Genomic DNA, 17,553 nt, shown 5'->3' with positions numbered 1-17,553 from the left:
CAGGGCACCGTCAGCGTGGTCTCGGAAGAAGGGGAGCGCTTCGTGCTCAAGGCGCGGTATCCCCAGGTGCCCGCGCCCTTCTCCTTCCGGGCCAAGCTCAAAGGTGCGGTTCCGGTACACCTGTTCCTAAGCCAGGAGGGGGAGGAGCCCTGGTACCTGGCCTTAAGCCTGCCCCAGGGATCCTTCTTTGAACCCCTGGGGTATGCGTTGCGGATGTGGATCGAGGAGGGGTTTCGCGACCTGAAGGGGGCAGGGCTAGGGCTGGACCGGCACCTTTTGCGGACCCAGGCGAGCCTGGTGGGGTGGCTTTCGCTTTTGTTCTTGGCCCAGGTGCTGCTGGTGCTTTTGGGGGCGAGGCTTGAAGGAAGGCCTTGGCTCCTTCGCTTGGTCGCCCATCCCAAGCGGCAGAGCCTATTCACCTTAGGCCGTTTGGCTCTGACCCAGCCCCCGCCTAAGCTGAAGGGACGCATCCTTAGGCTCTTCTATCGGGTGCTGGCAGAGCTGGCCGCAGGCAAGGGGAGGACGCAAAAGTGATTAGAGCTCAGGGACCTCCACAGGTTGCACAACGACAAGAAAATCAATATGCTATGGCTATGCCCCGTACATCCGCCCGCCCGCTCCCGCCCCACATCCGCAGGATCTCGGAAAGGCGGCGGGAACTCGGCCTGACCCAGGAAGATGTAGCCCGCATAGCGGGTTTCTCCACCAGCCTCATGGCCAAGATCGAGCGGGGGGCCGTGGACCCCCGCACCCTCTCTGTGCAGTACCTGCTGGGCCTCGCCCGGGCTTTGGGCCTACCCCTCTCCGAGGTCCTGGGCCAGGAGGTAGCCGGAGACGATCTCGGCCCAGCCCTGTTTCGCATCCCGGTCTACGCCTCCTGGGAGGAGGCGGCCGCCTCGAGGCCTGCATCCAGCGCCTACCTTACCCCCGAGGAACTCCCCCGGGGAGCGGACGTGGAGCGCCTAGCCTATCTCAGCCTCCCGGGAAAGTGGCTGGTGAGCCTGGACCTTCCCTTCCCCCTTTCGGGCAAGGTCTGGGTCCTCGCGGAGCTCCGGCCCCTCTTCCAAGCCGGAGCGATCTACCTGGGACGCGTGGGGCAGCACACGGCCTTCTTCACCGACGCCTCTCTCCACAGGCCGCGCCTCGCCCTCTACCCTCTGGACCCAGGCCTTCCCGTGCTCTGGCTAGAGGAGGAGCGCCCCGAGGTCCTGGGCCTGGTGCGGGGCTGGAAAGCGCTGATCTAACAACCTATTGACGGCGAGCTCATGATGCGCTAGCATTATATTGCACTAGCTTCCCTGCGGGTCCTGTGGTAGACTCCAGGGTTAAGGGGGTGAGAGGTCAGCTAGGGACTTCTCGAGGTCGATAAAACAGGAAGTCCGGGGTTTCCCCCGGCACCCAACCACCCATCTGGTACCTTTGACCTCAGCTAACCCAAAGGTACCAGAAAAAGGGGGAAGTGTCAAGCCGGGTGGGACCCCACGGGCCCCAGGGCCGGGGGCAAGCGGCCCAAACCTAGACCGTGGGAACGAGCTGGAACCACCTGGAAGCGCCAGGGAGCTTTACCCTGATCCCGAACCCTCTCCTCGTTAAGCTTTTCAAAAGCGGCCTCTCCGATAGGGAAATTGCGGTCTTCCTCGCCCTCGCCACCCGTAGGAACCTCCGCTACCAAAAGGCCATCGCTACGCGGGACCTCGCCCTCTTCCTGGGGCGGGACCCCCGTACGGTGGAAAAGGCCCTCCTCACCCTCTGGGAAAAAGGGCTGGTGGAGCGGAACGCCACGGGGTGGTGGGTGGTAGACGGGGAGGACCTCTCGCCAGCGGCCCAGCAAGGGATGCCGGAGGCTCTGCACGCCGTGCAGCCCCCCTTGCAAACCGTGCCGGGCGAGGCGGCGGAAAACACCGTCCTGGACAGCGCCGGGCCGGAGCCAAAAGAAAAAGAAAAGCAAACCTATGAAGCAAAAACACCTTCTTCCTCCACAGGCGCGGAGGCAGCAGCGGAGGAAGGTATGGCCCCAGAGCCAGACCCCCACACCCCCGAGGCAGCAACAGGCGCCGAGGCAGGCCAAGGGGCCTCCCCTGCCCCCTTCGTAGTTACTGACCGGAAGGGGCCTCGAGGGGTTTCCCCGGCGCTCGTGAAGGATGGCACGAAGTGGCCCCTCCAGGCCGCGCTGAAGCGGGCGGGGCTGTGGGAGGAGTTCTACCGGACCTTCCGCCCCGGCTTCGCTCACCAGGGCCTGTGGCGGGCCTATCTGGGCCGCCTGGAGCGGGAGGGCCTGCCCCTGGGGGAGGGGTTCCTCCTTGCCCTGGACCGCACCCTGAAGGGAGCCGCCTTGGGCGTGGTGCGCTACCCGGCGGCCTACCTGGACCGCCTGCTCCAGGACTTTGCTCCTTCGGAGGGTCCCCCGCAGGAGGAAGGGGAGGTGGAAGTGCCCAAGGACGCCCTCCTCGTCCTGCCCGATGGTAGGCGGGGCTACTTCGCCGGGTGGACCGGGGGCGGGGCCAAGGCCTTCTTCGAGGTGGACGGGGTGGCCCATCTGGTGGAACGGGAGCTCGTCCTCGCGGCCCGTGTAGTAGGGTAGAGAGGGGCAGCCGCTGACGGCTAAAGCCGTCCGCTTGCCAGGAGACGCAGATGCGTGCCGAGGCCGTGGAGTCCCCAACCCAAAGGGCCGAGGGTCGTAAGCGCCCACCCCACTACGCCGCCGTGGTGCTGGCCCTGGGCCAGGTGGTGGTGAGGGAGGTGCGGGGGGAGAACGGCCAGGTCTACGCCTTTCACCGCCTCCGCCTGCCGGATGGGGCCTCTTTCCCCCTCCCGCGGGTTCATCGGGGGCGCCCTCTTTCGGAGCTCATAGGGGAGCGCCTTCTGGTCCGGTACTGGCCCCGCACGGACACCCGGGGCCTCCTGGTGAAGAAGCCCCTCCTGGGGAGGCTCAGGCCTGCCGGGAACGAGGCCCTAGAGAGGCCCCTCTTCTGGGCCCAGGGCCGGGTGGCCTTCGTGGACCGGGAGGAGGGGAGGTTTGGCCTTCTGGTGCGGCCCAACCCTGGGGGGCGCCTCAAGGAGGCCTTTACCCTCGTCCTCTGGGCCCCCCTCGTGCTCCTGGAGGGCCTCAGCGTGGGGAGCGGGATCTACGCGGAAGGGGAGGTGCGCCTTGCGACCCGCCGCCTGGTGGTGCGGCGCGTGGAGCCCGTTCGCCTGTGGGACGATCTCTCTTGAAACACCTCTTCGGCGAACTCTTCAAGTATTGACGCAATGTCTTTTAGGCCATTACCCTTGCCTTATGGGGCAAACCAAGCTGATCCCCCTGCCCGAGTACGCCCGGCGTACCGGGGTTCCCCTCAGCACATTGCGCCTTTACATTCGCGAGGGGCGGCTTCGAGCCGTGCGGCTGGGGCGTTACTGGTACATCCCTGTGGAGGATGAAGGGGATAGGAAGGGTAGGGGCCGGGTCTTCACCCTCTTTACCCATGCCGGGGGGGCGGGAAAGACCTCCTTGGCCCGGGATCTAGGGTTTGAGCTGGCCTCGAGGGGGTACCGGGTTCTCCTGGTGGACGCTGACCCCCAGGCGAACCTCTCTGCTTGGCTGGGTGTGGACTTGTCCGAGGTGGAGGATCGGGAGACCCTCCTCGCTGCGGTGGAGGGGAAGGGACTGCCGGAGCCCCGTCGCCTGGAGGTGGGAGGCGTCACGCTGGGCCTTGTCCCCGCCAACATGAATCTGGCCATGGCCGAGGTGGTCATACCCACCAAGAGCCTCGGGATGGTCCTGCTTCGCACCGCGTTGATAGAAAGCGAGGCCTTGGAGCGCTACGACTTTGTCCTTGTCGACTCCCCTCCCTCCCTGGGCCCCATTGCGGGGATGGCCGCCCTTGCGGGGGAGGGGCTTTTGGTCCCGGTGGAGACCAGCGCTAAGGGGGTTCAGGCGCTTCGGGCCGTGGTGGAGGTGAGCAAGGACTACCTCCGCACCCTTCGGGCCCTACGCTTCCTCTCACCGGAGGTGGTTACCTTTATTCGCCTCTTGATTCCCACCAAGTACGACGGCCGGACGGCTCAGGACAAAAAGGTTCGCCTACTTTTGGAAGAGGCGGCCGCCATCGCCCCCCTGGCTCCGGCCCTTTCTTACCGCCCAGGTCCTTACAAGGAGGCCATAGACCGGGCCCTGCCCATCCATGCGGTGGGGGACGAGCGGCTTTTGGGAGAAGTCCAGGCCCTTGCAGAGGCCTTCTTGTCTCAGGCAGGCGTCTTGGCGCAGGAGGAGGTGGTTTAGATGGGCGTTATGGAGCGTATGTTCCGTGAGGCCATGGGCCTCGCCGCCAAGGAGGAGGTTTCTGGGGCGGAGTTGAAGCCCCTCGAGGCCCTCGTCCCTTCTCCCCAGCCCCGCAAGCGCTTTGAGGGACTCGAGGCCCTCGCCCACTCCATCCGGGAAAAGGGCGTGCTCCAGCCCCTCCTGGTGCGGCCCTTGGGGGACGGGAGGTACGCCATCGTGGCCGGGGAGAGGCGGTACCGGGCCGCCCGGATGGCGGGGCTTTCCGAGGTCCCGGTGCGGGTGGTGGAGCTCTCCGAAAAGGAGGCGAGGCTTTTCGCCCTGGTGGAGAACCTCCAGCGGGAGGACCTGAACCCCTACGAGGAGACCGTGGGGGTCCTCGCCCTGCTATCGGAAGACTTGGGGAGGTCCGTGGAGGAGGTGGTGGGGCTCCTCGAGCGGATGCGGAAGGAGAAGCGGGGGGTGGCAGCCCGCAACGTTGCGGGCAGCCCCGAGGCCCGGAGAGTGGAGGAGCTCTTCAAGGCCTTGGGCCGCATGTCCTGGGAGTCTTTCGTCCGCCACCGCCTCCCCCTCCTCTCCCTCCCCGAGGACCTGAGGGCAACTCTGGAGGAGGGGGCGATCCCTTACACCGCCGCCCTGGAGCTCAAGAAGGTGAAAGACGAGGCCTTGCGGAAGGCCTTCTTGGAGGAGGTGAAGGCGGGCCTCTCCTTGCGGGAACTGAAGGCCCGGGTGCGGGAGGTTCTGGTCGCGCGTAAGCCTGCCTTGGAGAAGGCTCCTGCGGCGTGGTATGGAGACGTCATCGACGCCTTGAAGAAGACGGATTTTAGTGCTCTCCCCACGGAAAAGCGGGCCAGGGTAGAAGCGCTCTTAGCGGAGCTCAAGGAACTGCTTGGTTAAACGCGTCTGGGTTCAGTATGGCGGTCTTGCCAAGGATCCACGAAGGGGTTTTCTACTGGGCTTATCGGATCCTGGGGCCGGAGTTTAAAGGCCCCACGATTGAGGATCCCCTTGGGGTTCTTCCCATTCCTCTCAAGACGGCCCTCCTTCAAGCGGTAGGGAAGCGGTTTGGGTTAGAGTTCGATCTTGCAGAAGCTCTCCTTACTCGGCCCCCAAACGAGGGGCGCTCTTACGCTTATGCCACCCATTGGTGGCCCTCAGAGGAAGGACTCAAAGAGCTCCTTTATGAGCGCATATCTCGGGCTTCTTTGAGCGACTGGGAGTTCGTTCCCGTCGAAACGTTAGACGACTTCGTGCGCAAGCACCGTCTTCAAGGGAAGGAGCACTATGCCGAGGTGCTCTTCCTAAAAGAGGTTTACCTTCCCCTCTTTGGTAGCGAGGGGCTTGCCCTCTTGTTGCCCCAGGTGGGCTTCTTGGACGAGGAGGGGGGAGAGCGCAGGGCTGACTTCATCCTCTTCGGTCAAAGGCCGTACGCCATAGAGATCGAAGGCAAGAGCTACCACGAGCGCCCGGACCGCTTTGCGCGAGAAAAAAGCCGTCAGCGGTCGCTTACGCTCCGGGGAGTCGCGTATTTTCCCATCGCCTACGACGACATCCGCTCGGGAAAGGCCCGTGAAGCCCTGATAAGGCTTGCCGAGAGCGACCCAGTCCTGGGGGGCTACCTGAGGAAAGGTGGGGTGGGGCTTTCCAGGGGGCCCGCTTATTCGCCCCTCCACTGGCTTGTGGACTTTCCGGTGCGGTACCCCATCGCCCTGAAAGGGGCCTTTGCGCGCCTCTTAAAGGCGGTCAGGGAGGGCGAACGTTCCGTCCAAATTGTGGACCCAGAGTCATCCACCCCCTTGGTGGAGGCGGCCTTCGCCGATGCTTACTTCACGCTTTTGAACGTGGGCCGGCTTGCCGGGGTTGACCTCCCCTTACCGGAAGTTCGCGTTTATCGGCTAGACGTGGATAGCGTTTCAAGGGCCTTCCGGGATCTCCTGCCGCTTTGGGTTGGGCGGATTGAGGGCTTTTCAGTTGTCGACGGAGTTCCTGAAGAAGGGGCTCTTGACGTTTTCTCTTGGGACCGTATCGCTTCCCTAACGCGCGAGGCCGACGCTTTCCAAGCAGAATACGAAGAGGAACGAGGATCTTGGACTCCTCCCTTTGTCGGGACGGCATCTTCTGCCCTCGTTCTGGACTTCTTCGCCCGGAAGTTTTTCCCGGTGCCAGAGCTCAAGGAAGCCCAACTTCGTCTTTTGCAACGGGCGCTACGGGGAGAAAGCGGCCTTGCCCTGTTGCCCACGGGCTATGGTAAGTCTCTTATTTTCCAGCTTTACTCCTTCCTCGTCCCGGGGGTGAACATCGTCATCTCTCCTCTTCGGGCCCTGATGCGGGATCAGGTGTACAACCTTCAGCGGATCGGCGTCACAGCGGTCACCTCGATTTCCAGCGACGACGAGGCCGCGGCCAAAGAGAGCAAGACCAAGACTTTGTTGGAAGGGCGCTACCGCCTTGTGTACCTTTCCCCGGAGCGGATCCGCATCAAGGGGTTCGTTGAGGAATTCCGAAGGGAACTGGGAAACCTTCCTGTCTCGGCGGTAACTGTAGACGAGGCGCACTGCGTCTCCGAGTGGGGGCATGACTTCCGGCCCGCCTATCTCCATATCCGTGGCTTTTACGAGGAGATCCAGGCGGTTTCGCCGAGGAAGCTACCCCTGATCGCGCTTACGGCTACGGCCTCTCCTCCCGTTCGAAGGGACATCCTGAGGGTTCTGGGGCTCCCCGAGGGGGCTGTGGAGCAACTCGCCAGTAGCGATCGTCCCAACCTGAGTTTCTCTGTCCATCCCGCTCCTCTCGGACTGAACCAAAAGAGGAACCTTCTTAGAAACCTCTTGACCGAGATCCTTCCACGGACGCTGGGCGTGCCACGGAAGGAGCTTATAGGAAGGCCAAAGCAGTCCTCGTACCCGCATGCCGGCGTCATTTTTGCCATTTATGCCGACCCTCGCGGGCAGAAGACTTTCGAGGAGGGTGTCCACGCGATAAGAAGCTTCCTCCTCAAAGAGGGCTTGGCTTCTGGCGATCAGGTGCACGTTTACGCAAGTAAAAAGCCGGCTGTATGTCCTTCATGCGGTTCTAGCGAGTGGTTTGCAGATCGGGGAAAAAACACTTGCCGTAGTTGCGGTTCTTCCTTTGTCAAACCAAAGATCATCTTTGACTGGGAAGATAGGGTACGAGAAGTCCAGGACCGCTTCCAGGAGAACCGCTTTCCGCTTCTGGTGGCGACAAAGGGCTATGGCATGGGGGTGGACAAGCGGAATATTCGCTATATCATCCACCACGCCATGTCCAGCGGTCTCGAGGGCTACTACCAAGAGGCAGGGCGCGCGGGGCGCGATGGAAGGCACGCGCATGTCGCTTTGATCCTGACACCGCCCACGCGGTCGTGCTTGGAACAACATGTTCTAGGCGGAGACGGGATACCCCCTTGCCTTCCGAACGGGCGTTTCCGGTCCTGCTCCTACGGCCTGACGCTTCCTTGTGACTATGCTCGTCAGGTTGAGTTCCTTCAGGGGAGCTATCCCGGGGTAGAGGAGTCCTTGCAAAGGGCCATGAATGTGGCCGAGAGGATTTACCACGCTTCGCAGGGTGGACCAGATGGGCAGCGCTTTGTGGAGGTGGAGGGTCATGAGGAAGAACTGACCAGCTTTGAATATGCCCTCGTGCGCCTCATGCAAATTGGCTTTTTAGAAGCTTACACCGTAGAGTACCTCTCACAGCGGCGCCTCCGTTTTTGGTTCCCCCCGCCTAAGATAAGCCGTCGGACTTTTGAGGAACGGCTTAGGGCTTTCCTGGCAGAAACGCGGCTGGGGGTAGAGGTGATGGAGAAAAGGTTGGAACCTCTTCGCCGCGCTTCTGCTGGCAATCCACTAGATCCTGTAGAGAAAGCCCTCCGCATCCTTTTGGAGAGGGTGTACGAGACGGTCTATCCCATGCGCATCCAGATGCTTCGGAACCTCATCGAGTACGCCCTGAGCACGGAGAGAAACCGGTGTCGCCGCTTGGTGCTTCGGAGCATCTTTGACGACCAGCTTCCACCAGACGATTACCGTTGTGGCTTCTGCGATGTCTGTGAGCCCTCTTTGGCTTTCCCGGTCCCTGGAGCGCTGGTTCCCCCAAGGGAAGCTGAACCCGAGGAGATCGTTCGGCGGCTCTCCTCTTTTTTCCAGAGCTGGTCGGAGGAGGAAGCCGATCTGCTTCTTTCCGCCGCGGGCGAGAGAGGCTTGAGTCAAGCGGTCATGCTCCGCTCCGAGTACTACCTGGAGCGCGAAGGAACGAGTTTAGGAGCCTTCTTCCTGGCGGGTGCCCTCAAGGGGCGCGAAGATCCCGCTCAAGGAGCTCTCTACCTGAAGCGGGGGACTTCTGAGGCCTTGAAGCAGGGCCTTTCTGTCGACGAGATCGGTCCTTTTCTCGCCGAACTTGGAAGGTTGGGACCGGAGCACCTGGGAAGCGTGCTTCTCGCCCACTCCCCTCTTGGGGGCTACCGGGAGCGAAAGCAGGTTTATGAGGAGGTAGGGAAGCGCCTGGGATATGACGATCCGGCTGCTCGGCTTACGGCGAGTCTAGCTTCTCTAGAGCTTCTTTCCGAGCTGACGGAGTGGGTGGAACGGGAAGGGGCTTCTTCCCAGCTGAGATCGATCAAGGAAAGGTTTGAAGCCAGCTTACAGGGGTAGGGAATGAAAGAGGAAAGAAACTTTCTGGAGCTCTTGGAGCAAGAGGTCGATGCCTATAGGAAGAGCCTTAGGCAAGCCCTGAAGGTGTCGGAAGAGCTTGCCGGGATACTGGAGGCGGCCAAAAAGACGTACCAAAGCTTAGAAGAACGACTCCAGGGCCTTCAAGAACTCGTTGCCCGAGGAGGCGAGGACCTAGACAGGTTTCGGCAAGAATGGGAGGAATCCCGTCGTGGGATTGAGGAGTGGCGTCGGAAGCTGGAGGAGCAGGTGCTCGAGCACCTTAAGGAATCCCAGAATCGCCTTAGCGAAATCCAACACCTCACCTTCAAGCGATTGGACCGTGTTGAGGATCAGTTAGGTCAGCAGAAAGCGGAGCTGGAAGGGAGGATGAAGGGCCTTGAGGATCGGATGGACGAGGTGGGCCAGCAGGTTAATCACATGGAGCAGAAGCTCTTGGCGCGGCATCTGGAGATGATGCGGAAGATAACGGGGCTACAAAGGCAAATCTTTATCCTGGGAGGGATCCTGGGGTTTTTGGCCTTGGGAGCCTATTTTTTAGGGAGGTAGATTTGCCTTGCTGAGTGATGACCTCGTTCCCTACAGCCGTGAAGGGCTCGTCAGCTTCCTGGACGCCTTAGGGAGCTTTGCCCCCCGGGAAGAGGCGGTTTCCCTCCCCGGGGGGGTCACGGGCGAGCTCCTCGGCTACCTCTACCTCGAGGACGAGGTGCCCGTGGTGGCCCTGAGGGTAGAGGAGGCCGCCAGAAAGCGCCGCAAGGACTGGGAGCCCGCCGCCCGCTACCTCGTGGAGCGAGGGCTTTCCGCCGGGCTCTTCGTCTTCTACGACGGGGAAGGCGCCTACCGTCTGAGCCTCGTCCACGCCCGCTACCGTGGAACGAGGAAGCCCGAGCTCTCCCACTACAAGCGCCACAGCCTCATCGCCCGCCCCGGGGAGCCCAACAAGACCTTCTTCCAGCGCCTCCGGCGCATGGCGGAAAACCCGCCCGGGACCCTCGCTGAACTCCTCGAGATCTTCAGCGTGGAGGCCGTCACCGAGGAGTTCTACCGGGAGTTCATCGAGGTCTTCGAAGAGAGGCTCGCCAGGGGGGTGGTGGGGGAGGCTTCTTCCGGAGAGAAGCGCGACTTCGCCCTCGCCTTCGTGGCCCGGGTGATCTTCCTCGGCTTCGTGCAGAAGCGAGGGTGGCTCGGGGGAAGGGAGGACTTCCTCCAGGACCTCCTGAAGCGCTACGAGAAGGCGGTGGGCCTTGGAAAGGACCGCTTCTACCGCGAGTGGCTCACCCCCCTCTTCTTCCGCGCCCTCAAGGCCCCTCCCGGTGAGAAGGAGCTTTCAGGCCTCGGCCTTCCTCCCGAGGTGGAGAAGGCCCTGAAGGAAGCCCCCTACTTGAACGGCGAGCTCTTCTCCCCGAAGCCCGGCGTGGACGACCGGGGCCTCTACCTGAAGGACGAGGCCGTCCAGGACTTCTTCGGCTTCCTCTTCGCCCACAACTTCACGGTGGAGGAAAACGACCGCTACGAGGAGGAGCTGGAGCTCAACCCCGAGTTTTTAGGCCTCATCCTGGAGCGCCTGATCAACGGCCTCGGAGTAGAGGGGAAGGAGAGGGAGGTGGGGGCCCACTACACCCCCAGGGTGGAGGTGGACCTCATGTGCCGCCTCGCCCTCGCCGAGTACCTCCACCGCCAGGGCCTTCCCCTGGAGAAGGCCTACGGGCTCATGAAGGGAGAGGCGGAAGCTCTGACAGAGGAGGAGAGGCGTTTCGCCAAACAGAGCCTCCTCGAGGCCAAGGTCCTGGACCCGGCCGTGGGGAGCGGGGCCTTCCTCGTGGGAATGCTCCAGGTCCTGGAGGAGGCTCTTGAGAACCTAGGGAAGCCCCGCACCCTGGACCTCCGCAAGCGCCTCCTTCAGAACCTCTACGGGGTGGATGCCCTGGGCTGGGCGGTGTGGATGACGGAGCTCAGGCTCTGGCTCGCCTACTTCGTGGAGCTCCCCGACAGCGCCAAGGCCTTTAAGGAGCCCCTCCTCCCCTCCCTCGGCCTCAAGGTGGCCCACGGGGACTCCCTGGTCCAGACCCTGGGAGAAACGATCGTCCCCGTGAAGCTCCCCGCCGAGGCTGAGGTGCTGAAGGACGAGAAAGTGCGCAAGGCTTACGAGGCCCTGGTGGCCGCCAAAGAGGACTACTTCCACAACCGGGGGGTGAGCCGGGAGGAGGTGGAGGAGAAGGAGCGGGCCTTCCTAAAGGCCTACGCTTGGCGGGCCCTTTTGGGAAAGGGCCAGCAACCGGGGCTTCTGGTGAAGGGGGAAGCGGAGCAGACCGAGGAACGGTACCGCCAAATCGAGGAGCTCCTCAGGCAGAGGGAACGCCCCTTCTTCTACCTCCTGGACTTCGCCGAGGTCCTCCTCGGGCCCAAGGGGGGGTTCGACATCGTAATCGGCAACCCCCCCTATGTGCGCCAGGAGGAGATCCGGGACCTCTTCGGTCGCTTCGACCCTGGCACTTACAAGAAGCTCCTGCAGAGGTCGGCGAAGGAGGACCTCCTCCTCGCCACCTTCTACACGGAGGAAAAGGTACCCACCCCCTCGGGGCGCTCCGACCTGTACACCTACTTCTATGTGCGCTCGCTGGCCTTGCTCCACCCCAAAGGGGTCCACGTCTTCGTGGTGTCCAACTCCTGGCTGGACGTGCAGTACGGGGCCTGGCTGCAACGGGTCTTCCTGGAGGCCGCTCCCCTCCGCTACGTGATCGAGAACCGGGTCAAGCGCTCCTTCCGGGCGGACGTGAACACGGCGATCACCGTGGCCCACGCTCCGGACCCCGAAAGAAAAGTGCCCCCCGACTGGCCTGTCCTCTTCGTGGCGGTGCAGAAGCCCTTCGAGGAAGTGGACCTCCTGCAGGAGGCGCTGGAGGCCTCCCTACAGGTGGGGCTCGCTAAGGAGGTGCTGAGGTGAAGGCTCCCGAAGTAGTCCGTCAGAACGAGAGCGTCAGGGTGGCGGCGCGGAGCGCCGATGAGCTCTTGCGGGAGGGGCTTGACGAAGACGGCAAGTATGCGGGCGGGAAGTGGGGCGGGCTCTACCTCCGGGCTCCCGACATCTTTTTCCGCGTCCTGGAAAAGGCGGGGGACAAGTTAGTGCGGCTCGGGGACGTGGCCGAGGTGCGCTTTGGGATCAAGACCGGGGCGAACGACTTCTTTTACCTCGAGGTGCTTCCCTACCGTCCGGTCTGCCCTCTATGCGGGGAGGTGCACGGGGAAGCCCTCACCAAGGAGGAAGAGTCGGCTTACTGGGGAAGGGGAGAACGTCCTCCTGAGAACGCGCTGGTAGCGGTAAAAAACGGGGCGGGGTGGGAAGGCTTCCTGGAGGCCGGAACTCTTGTGCCGGTGATACGTTCGCCCCGTGACCTTCCTGATGCTCCTCTTGAAGTGCGTGCTCGCGACTTGAGTACGCGGGTTTTTTTCCCTAGGGCCCTCGATGTTCATGCTCAACATTACGTCTCCTGGGGGGAAGAAGTGGAAGTAAAGCTTTCCCAAGGCCACAAGCGAGGTGAGAGCGTCAAAGGCTACCACAACCTTCCCTCGGTTAGCGCCAATCAGCCTTGGTGGCGACTTTCCAGCCCGGCGTTCCCTCCCAACCTGGTGTGCATGATGAGCTACAACGACCGGTTCGGCTTCTGGGTGAACTGGGAAGCTCTAGTCGATGCCCGTCTCTACACCATCCAGCCAAAACCGGGGGTAAAGCTTGAGGCGCTGGCGGCGGCCCTGAACTGGAGCTTTGTTTTCCTGCAACAGGGCCTATTGGGAAGAAGCAATCTTGGGCAAGGGGCCCTGGACTTCAAGGTCTACGAAGCTGAGCAGCTGTTGATTCTAAATCCGCTTGAGATTGAGGGGATCGAGAAGGAATTTGCCGGGCTGTCCGCATTCCGGGTGAAAGAAAAAGGCGGAAGAGATCGGGTGGCCGAATTGGTGCTGGGTGTCAAGTGCGGGGAAGAACTTCAGCGCGCGGCTAAGGAAATCCACCTCAAGCGTTTGGCTCGAGCTGCAAGCCTGTAGGAGGGAGTATGGACGCGATTATTGCTTACCTTACGCAAAAGTTGAAGAACACTTTTTACAGTCATCCCCCGTCGTCAGCTTTGATCCTGTGGTGGCCAACAAGCTCTTTAGACCAGCAAGGAACCTTCATCTCCCGAAAGATGGATGCCCCACCCCACCCACTTGAAGATTGCCTCCGCGAAACTTTGCGCGCTTCTCTGGTGCTCTACAGCTACGACAGCGAGAAAGATCTGTTACGCTTTGATATAGAAGGAAAAATGCTTGAGGGAAGATGGGATGATCCTTTTCTTGAAAAGGAGGTTGCGGCGGAATTGGGAATACCCTACCATCCTGGCGGGACTGGGAAGCCTCCAAATGACCTCCAACAGGTAAGGGATCTTTTTCATGTTTGGAGTCGGAAAGCTTTCGCCGGAATAAAGAAAACCGACGTTGACCTGGTTTTGTTAAGCGACAAGAACGATGCGCGCGTGTTAGTCGAAGTAAAGCGCTCAGCGAAAAAGAAAGTCGGGGAGTGGATTCCCTACCCGATTGACCCCTATGATGGCTTAGCCTACTTCGCACGGACTTGGGGGGCGAAGCTCGTCACCGTTCACCACGAAATCATTGGTGGAGGCCATGCTGAGAAACCTTCTCCCGAAAACATCTTAGTTGACGTTTTTGCTTATGATCCTAGGTCTCCCTTCGATTTTGCCTCCTTTGCTTGTGAAAACAACCGTCGAGTGACTACCCTGGATGAGTTGGTCGTTGAACTGAAGTCCCTCCTTGAACAATGAGCCGCTTCATCACCAACCACCCCACCAAAGACCTCGCCGCCCGCCTCGCCGAGCTCATCAGCTTCTCCAAAGAGCTCAAGTTCCTCGTGGGCTTCTTCTACTTCTCGGGCTGGCAGGAGCTCTACGAACCCCTCCGCAAGGTGGCCCAGGACAACCCGGACCTCCGGCTTAAGGTCCTGGTGGGCATGGGGGTGGACCGCCGCGCGGGGGAGCTTATCGAGGTGGCCAAGGGGTTCCAGGGGACGGGGCGCGAGGTGGCGCAGGCCCTGGTGGAGGGGCTCGCCCAGGCCCTTTCCGACCCCAGCCTGGACCTGCCCGACTTCCCCGAGCAGGCCCGCTTCTTCCTCGGCCTCCTCAAGGAGAAGAGACTGGAGATCCGCAAGACCCGCGAGCCCAACCACGCCAAGCTCTACCTCTTCAAGGTGGACGCCCCGCAACAGAGGCTCCTGGGGAGCCCAGGGAAGTTCATCACGGGCTCCTCCAACCTCACCCATGCGGGGCTCAGGGGCCAGCACGAGTTCAACGTGGAGATCGGGGACTACGGCTTCGAGGAGGCCGAGGCTTACTTCGACGAGCTCTGGAAAAACGCGGTTCCCCTCCGCCCCGAGGACGTCCTCCGCCTCGAGGAGGTCGTGGAGCGTGGCTCCCTCGCCGCCCTCCCCACTCCCTTCGAGATCTACGCCCTTCTCCTCAGGCGCTACCTGGACGTGGTGGAGGCCCTCCCGGAAAGGCAGGCCCCCGCGCTCTACCTGGAGAGGATCGGGTACCGCCCCTTGCGCTACCAGTTGGACGCCGTGGAGCTCCTCCTCCGGATCCTCGAGGAATACGGCGGGGCCATCCTCGCGGACGTGGTGGGGCTTGGCAAGACCGTGGTGGCGGCCCTCGTGGCGCGGGAGCATGGGGGGCGGGGGATCGTCATCGCCCCGCCCGGCCTCATCGGGGAGAGCGGCCAGTACGGCTGGCTGAAGTACCTGGAGGACTTCGGCCTCTACGATTGGAGGGCCTTCTCCACGGGCAAGCTGGACGAGGCCCTCGCCTTCGTCCAGGGTCCCGGCAAGGACGTGGAGCTCGTCATCGTGGACGAGGCCCACCGCTTCCGCAACCCCGACACCGAGAGCTACGCCCTGCTCCAGGCCATCACCGCGGGCAGAAAGGTCCTCCTCCTCACGGCCACGCCCTACAACAACTACCCCTTGGACGTCTTCGCCCTCCTCCGGCTCTTCACCGTCCCCGGGAACGCCAAGGTGGGGCCCACCTCTGACCTCGAGGGGTACTTTCGCGAGCTCACCGAAAGGTTCAGGGCCTACAGCTACGTCCTTCGCTACCACGCTTCTCTTGACAGAAAGAAGCAGGAGAAGGCCAAAAGGCTCTACCGGGCGCACTTCGACCGGGATCCTCCCGTGGACACAAGGCTCGTGGAAAAGGCCCTGGAGGAGGTCGCCCGGGAGGTCCGCTCGGTCCTCGCCCCCGTCACGGTGCGGCGCAACCGGCTGGACCTGGTGAAGGATCCCCGCTACCGGGAGCACCTCCCGGAGTTCTCCCGCCTGGAGGACCCCAAGCCTCTCTTCTACGAGCTTTCCCCCGAGCAGTCGGAGTTCTACAACCAGGTGGTGGACGAGTGGTTCGGTCCCGATGGGGCTTTTAAGGGGGCGATCTACCAGCCCGCCCTCTACCGGGAAGGGTTCTTCGGGGAAGAGGAGGAGATAGAGGAGTCCCCCGAGAAGATCTTCGCCGTGGAGTCCCAGCGGAACCTCGCCGACTTCATGCGTCGCCTTCTGGTCCGGCGCTTCGAGAGCTCCTTCGGGGCCTTCGTCCGCACGGTGGAGCGGCTCGTAAAGGCCCACGAGAGGGCGCTCAGTTTCGCCAAAGAAACGGGCTACTTCATCCTTGGGCGCGACGGCCTGGAGAAGCTCCTCTCCCGCTTTGAGGCCGGGGAGGAGCCCATCGAGGTGGAAGAGTTCCTGGAGCTCCTCCTCCAGGAGGACACCGAGGCCATCGCCAGGGGGGAGCGGAGCCGGGAGCGGGTGTACCGCCTGGAGGAGTTCGCCCAAAAGGACCTCTTCCTCCGCCACATCGAGGACGACCTCGTCCTGCTCACTCGCGTCTACGCCCAAGCCGCCAAGCTTAGGCTCGCCGATCCTGAGCAGGATCCCAAGGCCGAGGCCCTCGTACGGTTCCTCCGGGAGAGCCTGCGGAAGGAGCCCCAGCGCAAGGTCGTGGTCTTCTCCGAGTTCACCGACACCGTGGAGTACGTCGCCGAACGCTTGAGGAGTTCGGGGATCAGGGTCCTCGCCGTGGGGAGGCAGGTGAGCGCGAACCTGATCCGGGAGGTGGTCCTCAACTTCGACGCCTCCCTCCCTGAGGAACGCCGCCGCGACGACTACGACGTGCTGGTCACCAGCGATAAGCTCTCCGAAGGCGTCAACCTCCACCGGGCGGGGACCGTGGTCAACTACGACATCCCTTGGAACCCCACCCGCTTGATCCAGCGCGTGGGGCGGATCAACCGCATCGGGCAGAAGGTTTTCGACAATCTCTACATCTATCACTTCTTCCCCACGGAGAGGGGGAAGGGCGTGGTGGACCCGAGCCAGGTGGCCGCTCACAAGCTCTTCCTGATCCACAAGGCCCTGGGGGAGGACGCCAAGGTGCTTTCCCCCGAAGAAGAGCCTAACCCCGCTATGGTCTACCACAAGCTCACCCACCTTCCCGAGGAAGAGGAGAGCTTCGACACCTGGGTGCGCCTGGAGTGGGAGCGGGTGAGGGCGCTCGAGCCTGGAATAGAGGAGAGGATCGCCCGCTTGCCCAACCGGGTGAAGGCGGCGCGGCCCGGAGAGGAGCGGGTGCTCCTCGTGGCCCGGAAAGGCCTCGGCTTCTACGCCTATACGAAGGAAGGGGATGGGCGGCCCCGGCCCGTGCCCTTTCCCGAAGCCCTGGGAGAGGCGAGGGCGGAGCCCGATACGCCGCGGCTGGAGCCCAGCCCGCGCTTTTGGGAAATTTATCGTGAGCTGGAGAAGGAGCTCTCCCGTACCGAGCCCGCGCCCTTTCCTTCCAACTCCCTCGAGCAGAAGGCCCTCCGCAACCTGAACGCGGCCAAGGTGCGCTACAAGCGGTATGGAGACGAGGCGAAGGTGGCTCTCCTCGAGGCTTTGATCAAGGACATCCGCCGGTACAAGCGCCTTCCCCGGTACGTCCTCCGCCGCCTCGCCCAGGTCGACCTGGACGGCGAAGAGGAAGCTTACCGGCGATTTGACGCGGTGCTGGAAGAGGTCGGCGCCCGCTTTGGGCACATCGTCGGTCGGGATCCTCAAGGGGGGCATGCGCCCGAGATGGTGGTGGCCCTGGAGTGGCGGGGCGATGTCGGTCGCCATCCTCGTGAAGAGGAGGGCCCGGATGCGGGGTGAGCTTCCGGGGCTAGGGCTTGCTCCCGGAAGCCCTGTGGAAGTTTTTTATTCCCCCTTTTCGGATATTCACCTGCGTACTCACCTCACGCCACCGCCCGCAACACCCGGGTGATGGGCAGACCCGCCTGCCCAAGAAGCTGGGCCACCACGCTCCAGGCCATCACCCAAGCTTCCACTTGCAGGGCCACCGCCTTCAGCCCCCGTACCCTCCCCACCGCCCCCACCAGCCCCATCGGCCCCTTCAGCAGACCAAAAACCGTCTCCAGCTCCCACCGCCGCCCCAAAAGCCTCCGGTACGCACCTCTCCCCCGCCGCCGCAGGTTCAAAAGCCGCCCCCTCCCCTTTGGCCTTCCCCGTCTCCGGTTATGCCCCGTCACCAGAAGCATCCC

The 17,553-nt window shown here is 62.8% G+C and carries 12 protein-coding genes and 1 pseudogene; 12 read left to right on the top strand and 1 reads right to left on the bottom strand.

The window, feature by feature from the left end; all coding sequences use genetic code 11:
- The 12 genes from H531_RS15315 to H531_RS13095 form a co-directional block, all read left to right on the top strand.
- Nucleotides 1–534 (top strand): transposase (locus tag H531_RS15315; RefSeq protein ID WP_022799381.1); only part of this gene is annotated, 534 nt, incomplete at its 5' end.
- Between the two features lie 59 nt (nt 535–593).
- Nucleotides 594–1,244, top strand: coding sequence for a helix-turn-helix domain-containing protein (locus H531_RS0110955; protein ID WP_022799380.1), 651 nt, complete (start codon nt 594–596; stop codon nt 1,242–1,244).
- Nucleotides 1,245–1,522: 278 nt separating this feature from the next.
- Nucleotides 1,523–2,581, top strand: coding sequence for a hypothetical protein (locus H531_RS0110950; protein ID WP_022799379.1), 1,059 nt, complete (start codon nt 1,523–1,525; stop codon nt 2,579–2,581).
- 50 nt (nt 2,582–2,631) lie between these two features.
- Nucleotides 2,632–3,213 (top strand): hypothetical protein, encoded by a 582-nt coding sequence (locus H531_RS0110945; RefSeq protein ID WP_022799378.1) that lies wholly within the window; start codon nt 2,632–2,634, stop codon nt 3,211–3,213.
- A 64-nt stretch (nt 3,214–3,277) separates the two neighbouring features.
- Entirely contained in the window at nt 3,278–4,261 is a 984-nt protein-coding gene (locus H531_RS0110940) for an AAA family ATPase (protein WP_022799377.1), read from the top strand.
- Between the two features lie 18 nt (nt 4,262–4,279).
- Nucleotides 4,280–5,155, top strand: coding sequence for a ParB/RepB/Spo0J family partition protein (locus H531_RS0110935; RefSeq protein ID WP_022799376.1), 876 nt, complete (start codon nt 4,280–4,282; stop codon nt 5,153–5,155).
- 17 nt (nt 5,156–5,172) lie between these two features.
- Nucleotides 5,173–8,928: a RecQ family ATP-dependent DNA helicase gene (locus tag H531_RS14605; protein WP_022799375.1), complete on the top strand. Its 3,756-nt coding sequence runs from the start codon at nt 5,173–5,175 to the stop codon at nt 8,926–8,928.
- Nucleotides 8,929–8,931: 3 nt separating this feature from the next.
- Nucleotides 8,932–9,495, top strand: coding sequence for a hypothetical protein (locus H531_RS0110925; RefSeq protein ID WP_022799374.1), 564 nt, complete (start codon nt 8,932–8,934; stop codon nt 9,493–9,495).
- Nucleotides 9,496–9,502: 7 nt separating this feature from the next.
- Nucleotides 9,503–11,890 (top strand): Eco57I restriction-modification methylase domain-containing protein, encoded by a 2,388-nt coding sequence (locus tag H531_RS0110920; RefSeq protein ID WP_022799373.1) that lies wholly within the window; start codon nt 9,503–9,505, stop codon nt 11,888–11,890.
- Nucleotides 11,887–12,987: a hypothetical protein gene (locus tag H531_RS13670; RefSeq protein ID WP_022799372.1), complete on the top strand. Its 1,101-nt coding sequence runs from the start codon at nt 11,887–11,889 to the stop codon at nt 12,985–12,987. The genes H531_RS0110920 and H531_RS13670 overlap by 4 nt, the downstream gene beginning before the upstream one ends.
- 8 nt (nt 12,988–12,995) lie before the next feature.
- Nucleotides 12,996–13,760 (top strand): hypothetical protein, encoded by a 765-nt coding sequence (locus H531_RS14305; protein ID WP_156860497.1) that lies wholly within the window; start codon nt 12,996–12,998, stop codon nt 13,758–13,760.
- Nucleotides 13,757–17,164, top strand: a complete 3,408-nt coding sequence (locus tag H531_RS13095; RefSeq protein WP_022799370.1) for a helicase-related protein — start codon at nt 13,757–13,759, stop codon at nt 17,162–17,164. The genes H531_RS14305 and H531_RS13095 overlap by 4 nt, the downstream gene beginning before the upstream one ends.
- Before the next feature lie 83 nt (nt 17,165–17,247).
- Here H531_RS13095 and H531_RS15145 read toward each other — a convergent pair.
- Nucleotides 17,248–17,553 (bottom strand): annotated as a pseudogene (locus tag H531_RS15145) (transposase); the annotation flags it as partial.

It is taken from the genome of Thermus islandicus DSM 21543 (genome assembly GCF_000421625.1).
In the GTDB taxonomy this organism is placed as follows: Bacteria; Deinococcota; Deinococci; order Deinococcales; family Thermaceae; genus Thermus; species Thermus islandicus.
Note: the sequence above shows the minus strand (reverse complement) of the source record. Positions and strands in the feature narration are given on the sequence as shown.

Bases quoted from the DNA above. Each gene is read 5' to 3' on its own strand.
- H531_RS0110935 (WP_022799376.1), top strand. From the start codon at position 4,280: ATGTTCCGTGAGGCCATGGGCCTCGCCGCCAAGGAGGAGGTTTCTGGG.
- H531_RS13095 (WP_022799370.1), top strand. From the start codon at position 13,757: ATGAGCCGCTTCATCACCAACCACCCCACCAAAGACCTCGCCGCCCGC.
- H531_RS14305 (WP_156860497.1), top strand. From the start codon at position 12,996: ATGGACGCGATTATTGCTTACCTTACGCAAAAGTTGAAGAACACTTTT.
- H531_RS0110955 (WP_022799380.1), top strand. From the start codon at position 594: ATGCCCCGTACATCCGCCCGCCCGCTCCCGCCCCACATCCGCAGGATC.
- H531_RS0110945 (WP_022799378.1), top strand. From the start codon at position 2,632: ATGCGTGCCGAGGCCGTGGAGTCCCCAACCCAAAGGGCCGAGGGTCGT.
- H531_RS0110925 (WP_022799374.1), top strand. From the start codon at position 8,932: ATGAAAGAGGAAAGAAACTTTCTGGAGCTCTTGGAGCAAGAGGTCGAT.
- H531_RS14605 (WP_022799375.1), top strand. From the start codon at position 5,173: ATGGCGGTCTTGCCAAGGATCCACGAAGGGGTTTTCTACTGGGCTTAT.
- H531_RS0110940 (WP_022799377.1), top strand. From the start codon at position 3,278: ATGGGGCAAACCAAGCTGATCCCCCTGCCCGAGTACGCCCGGCGTACC.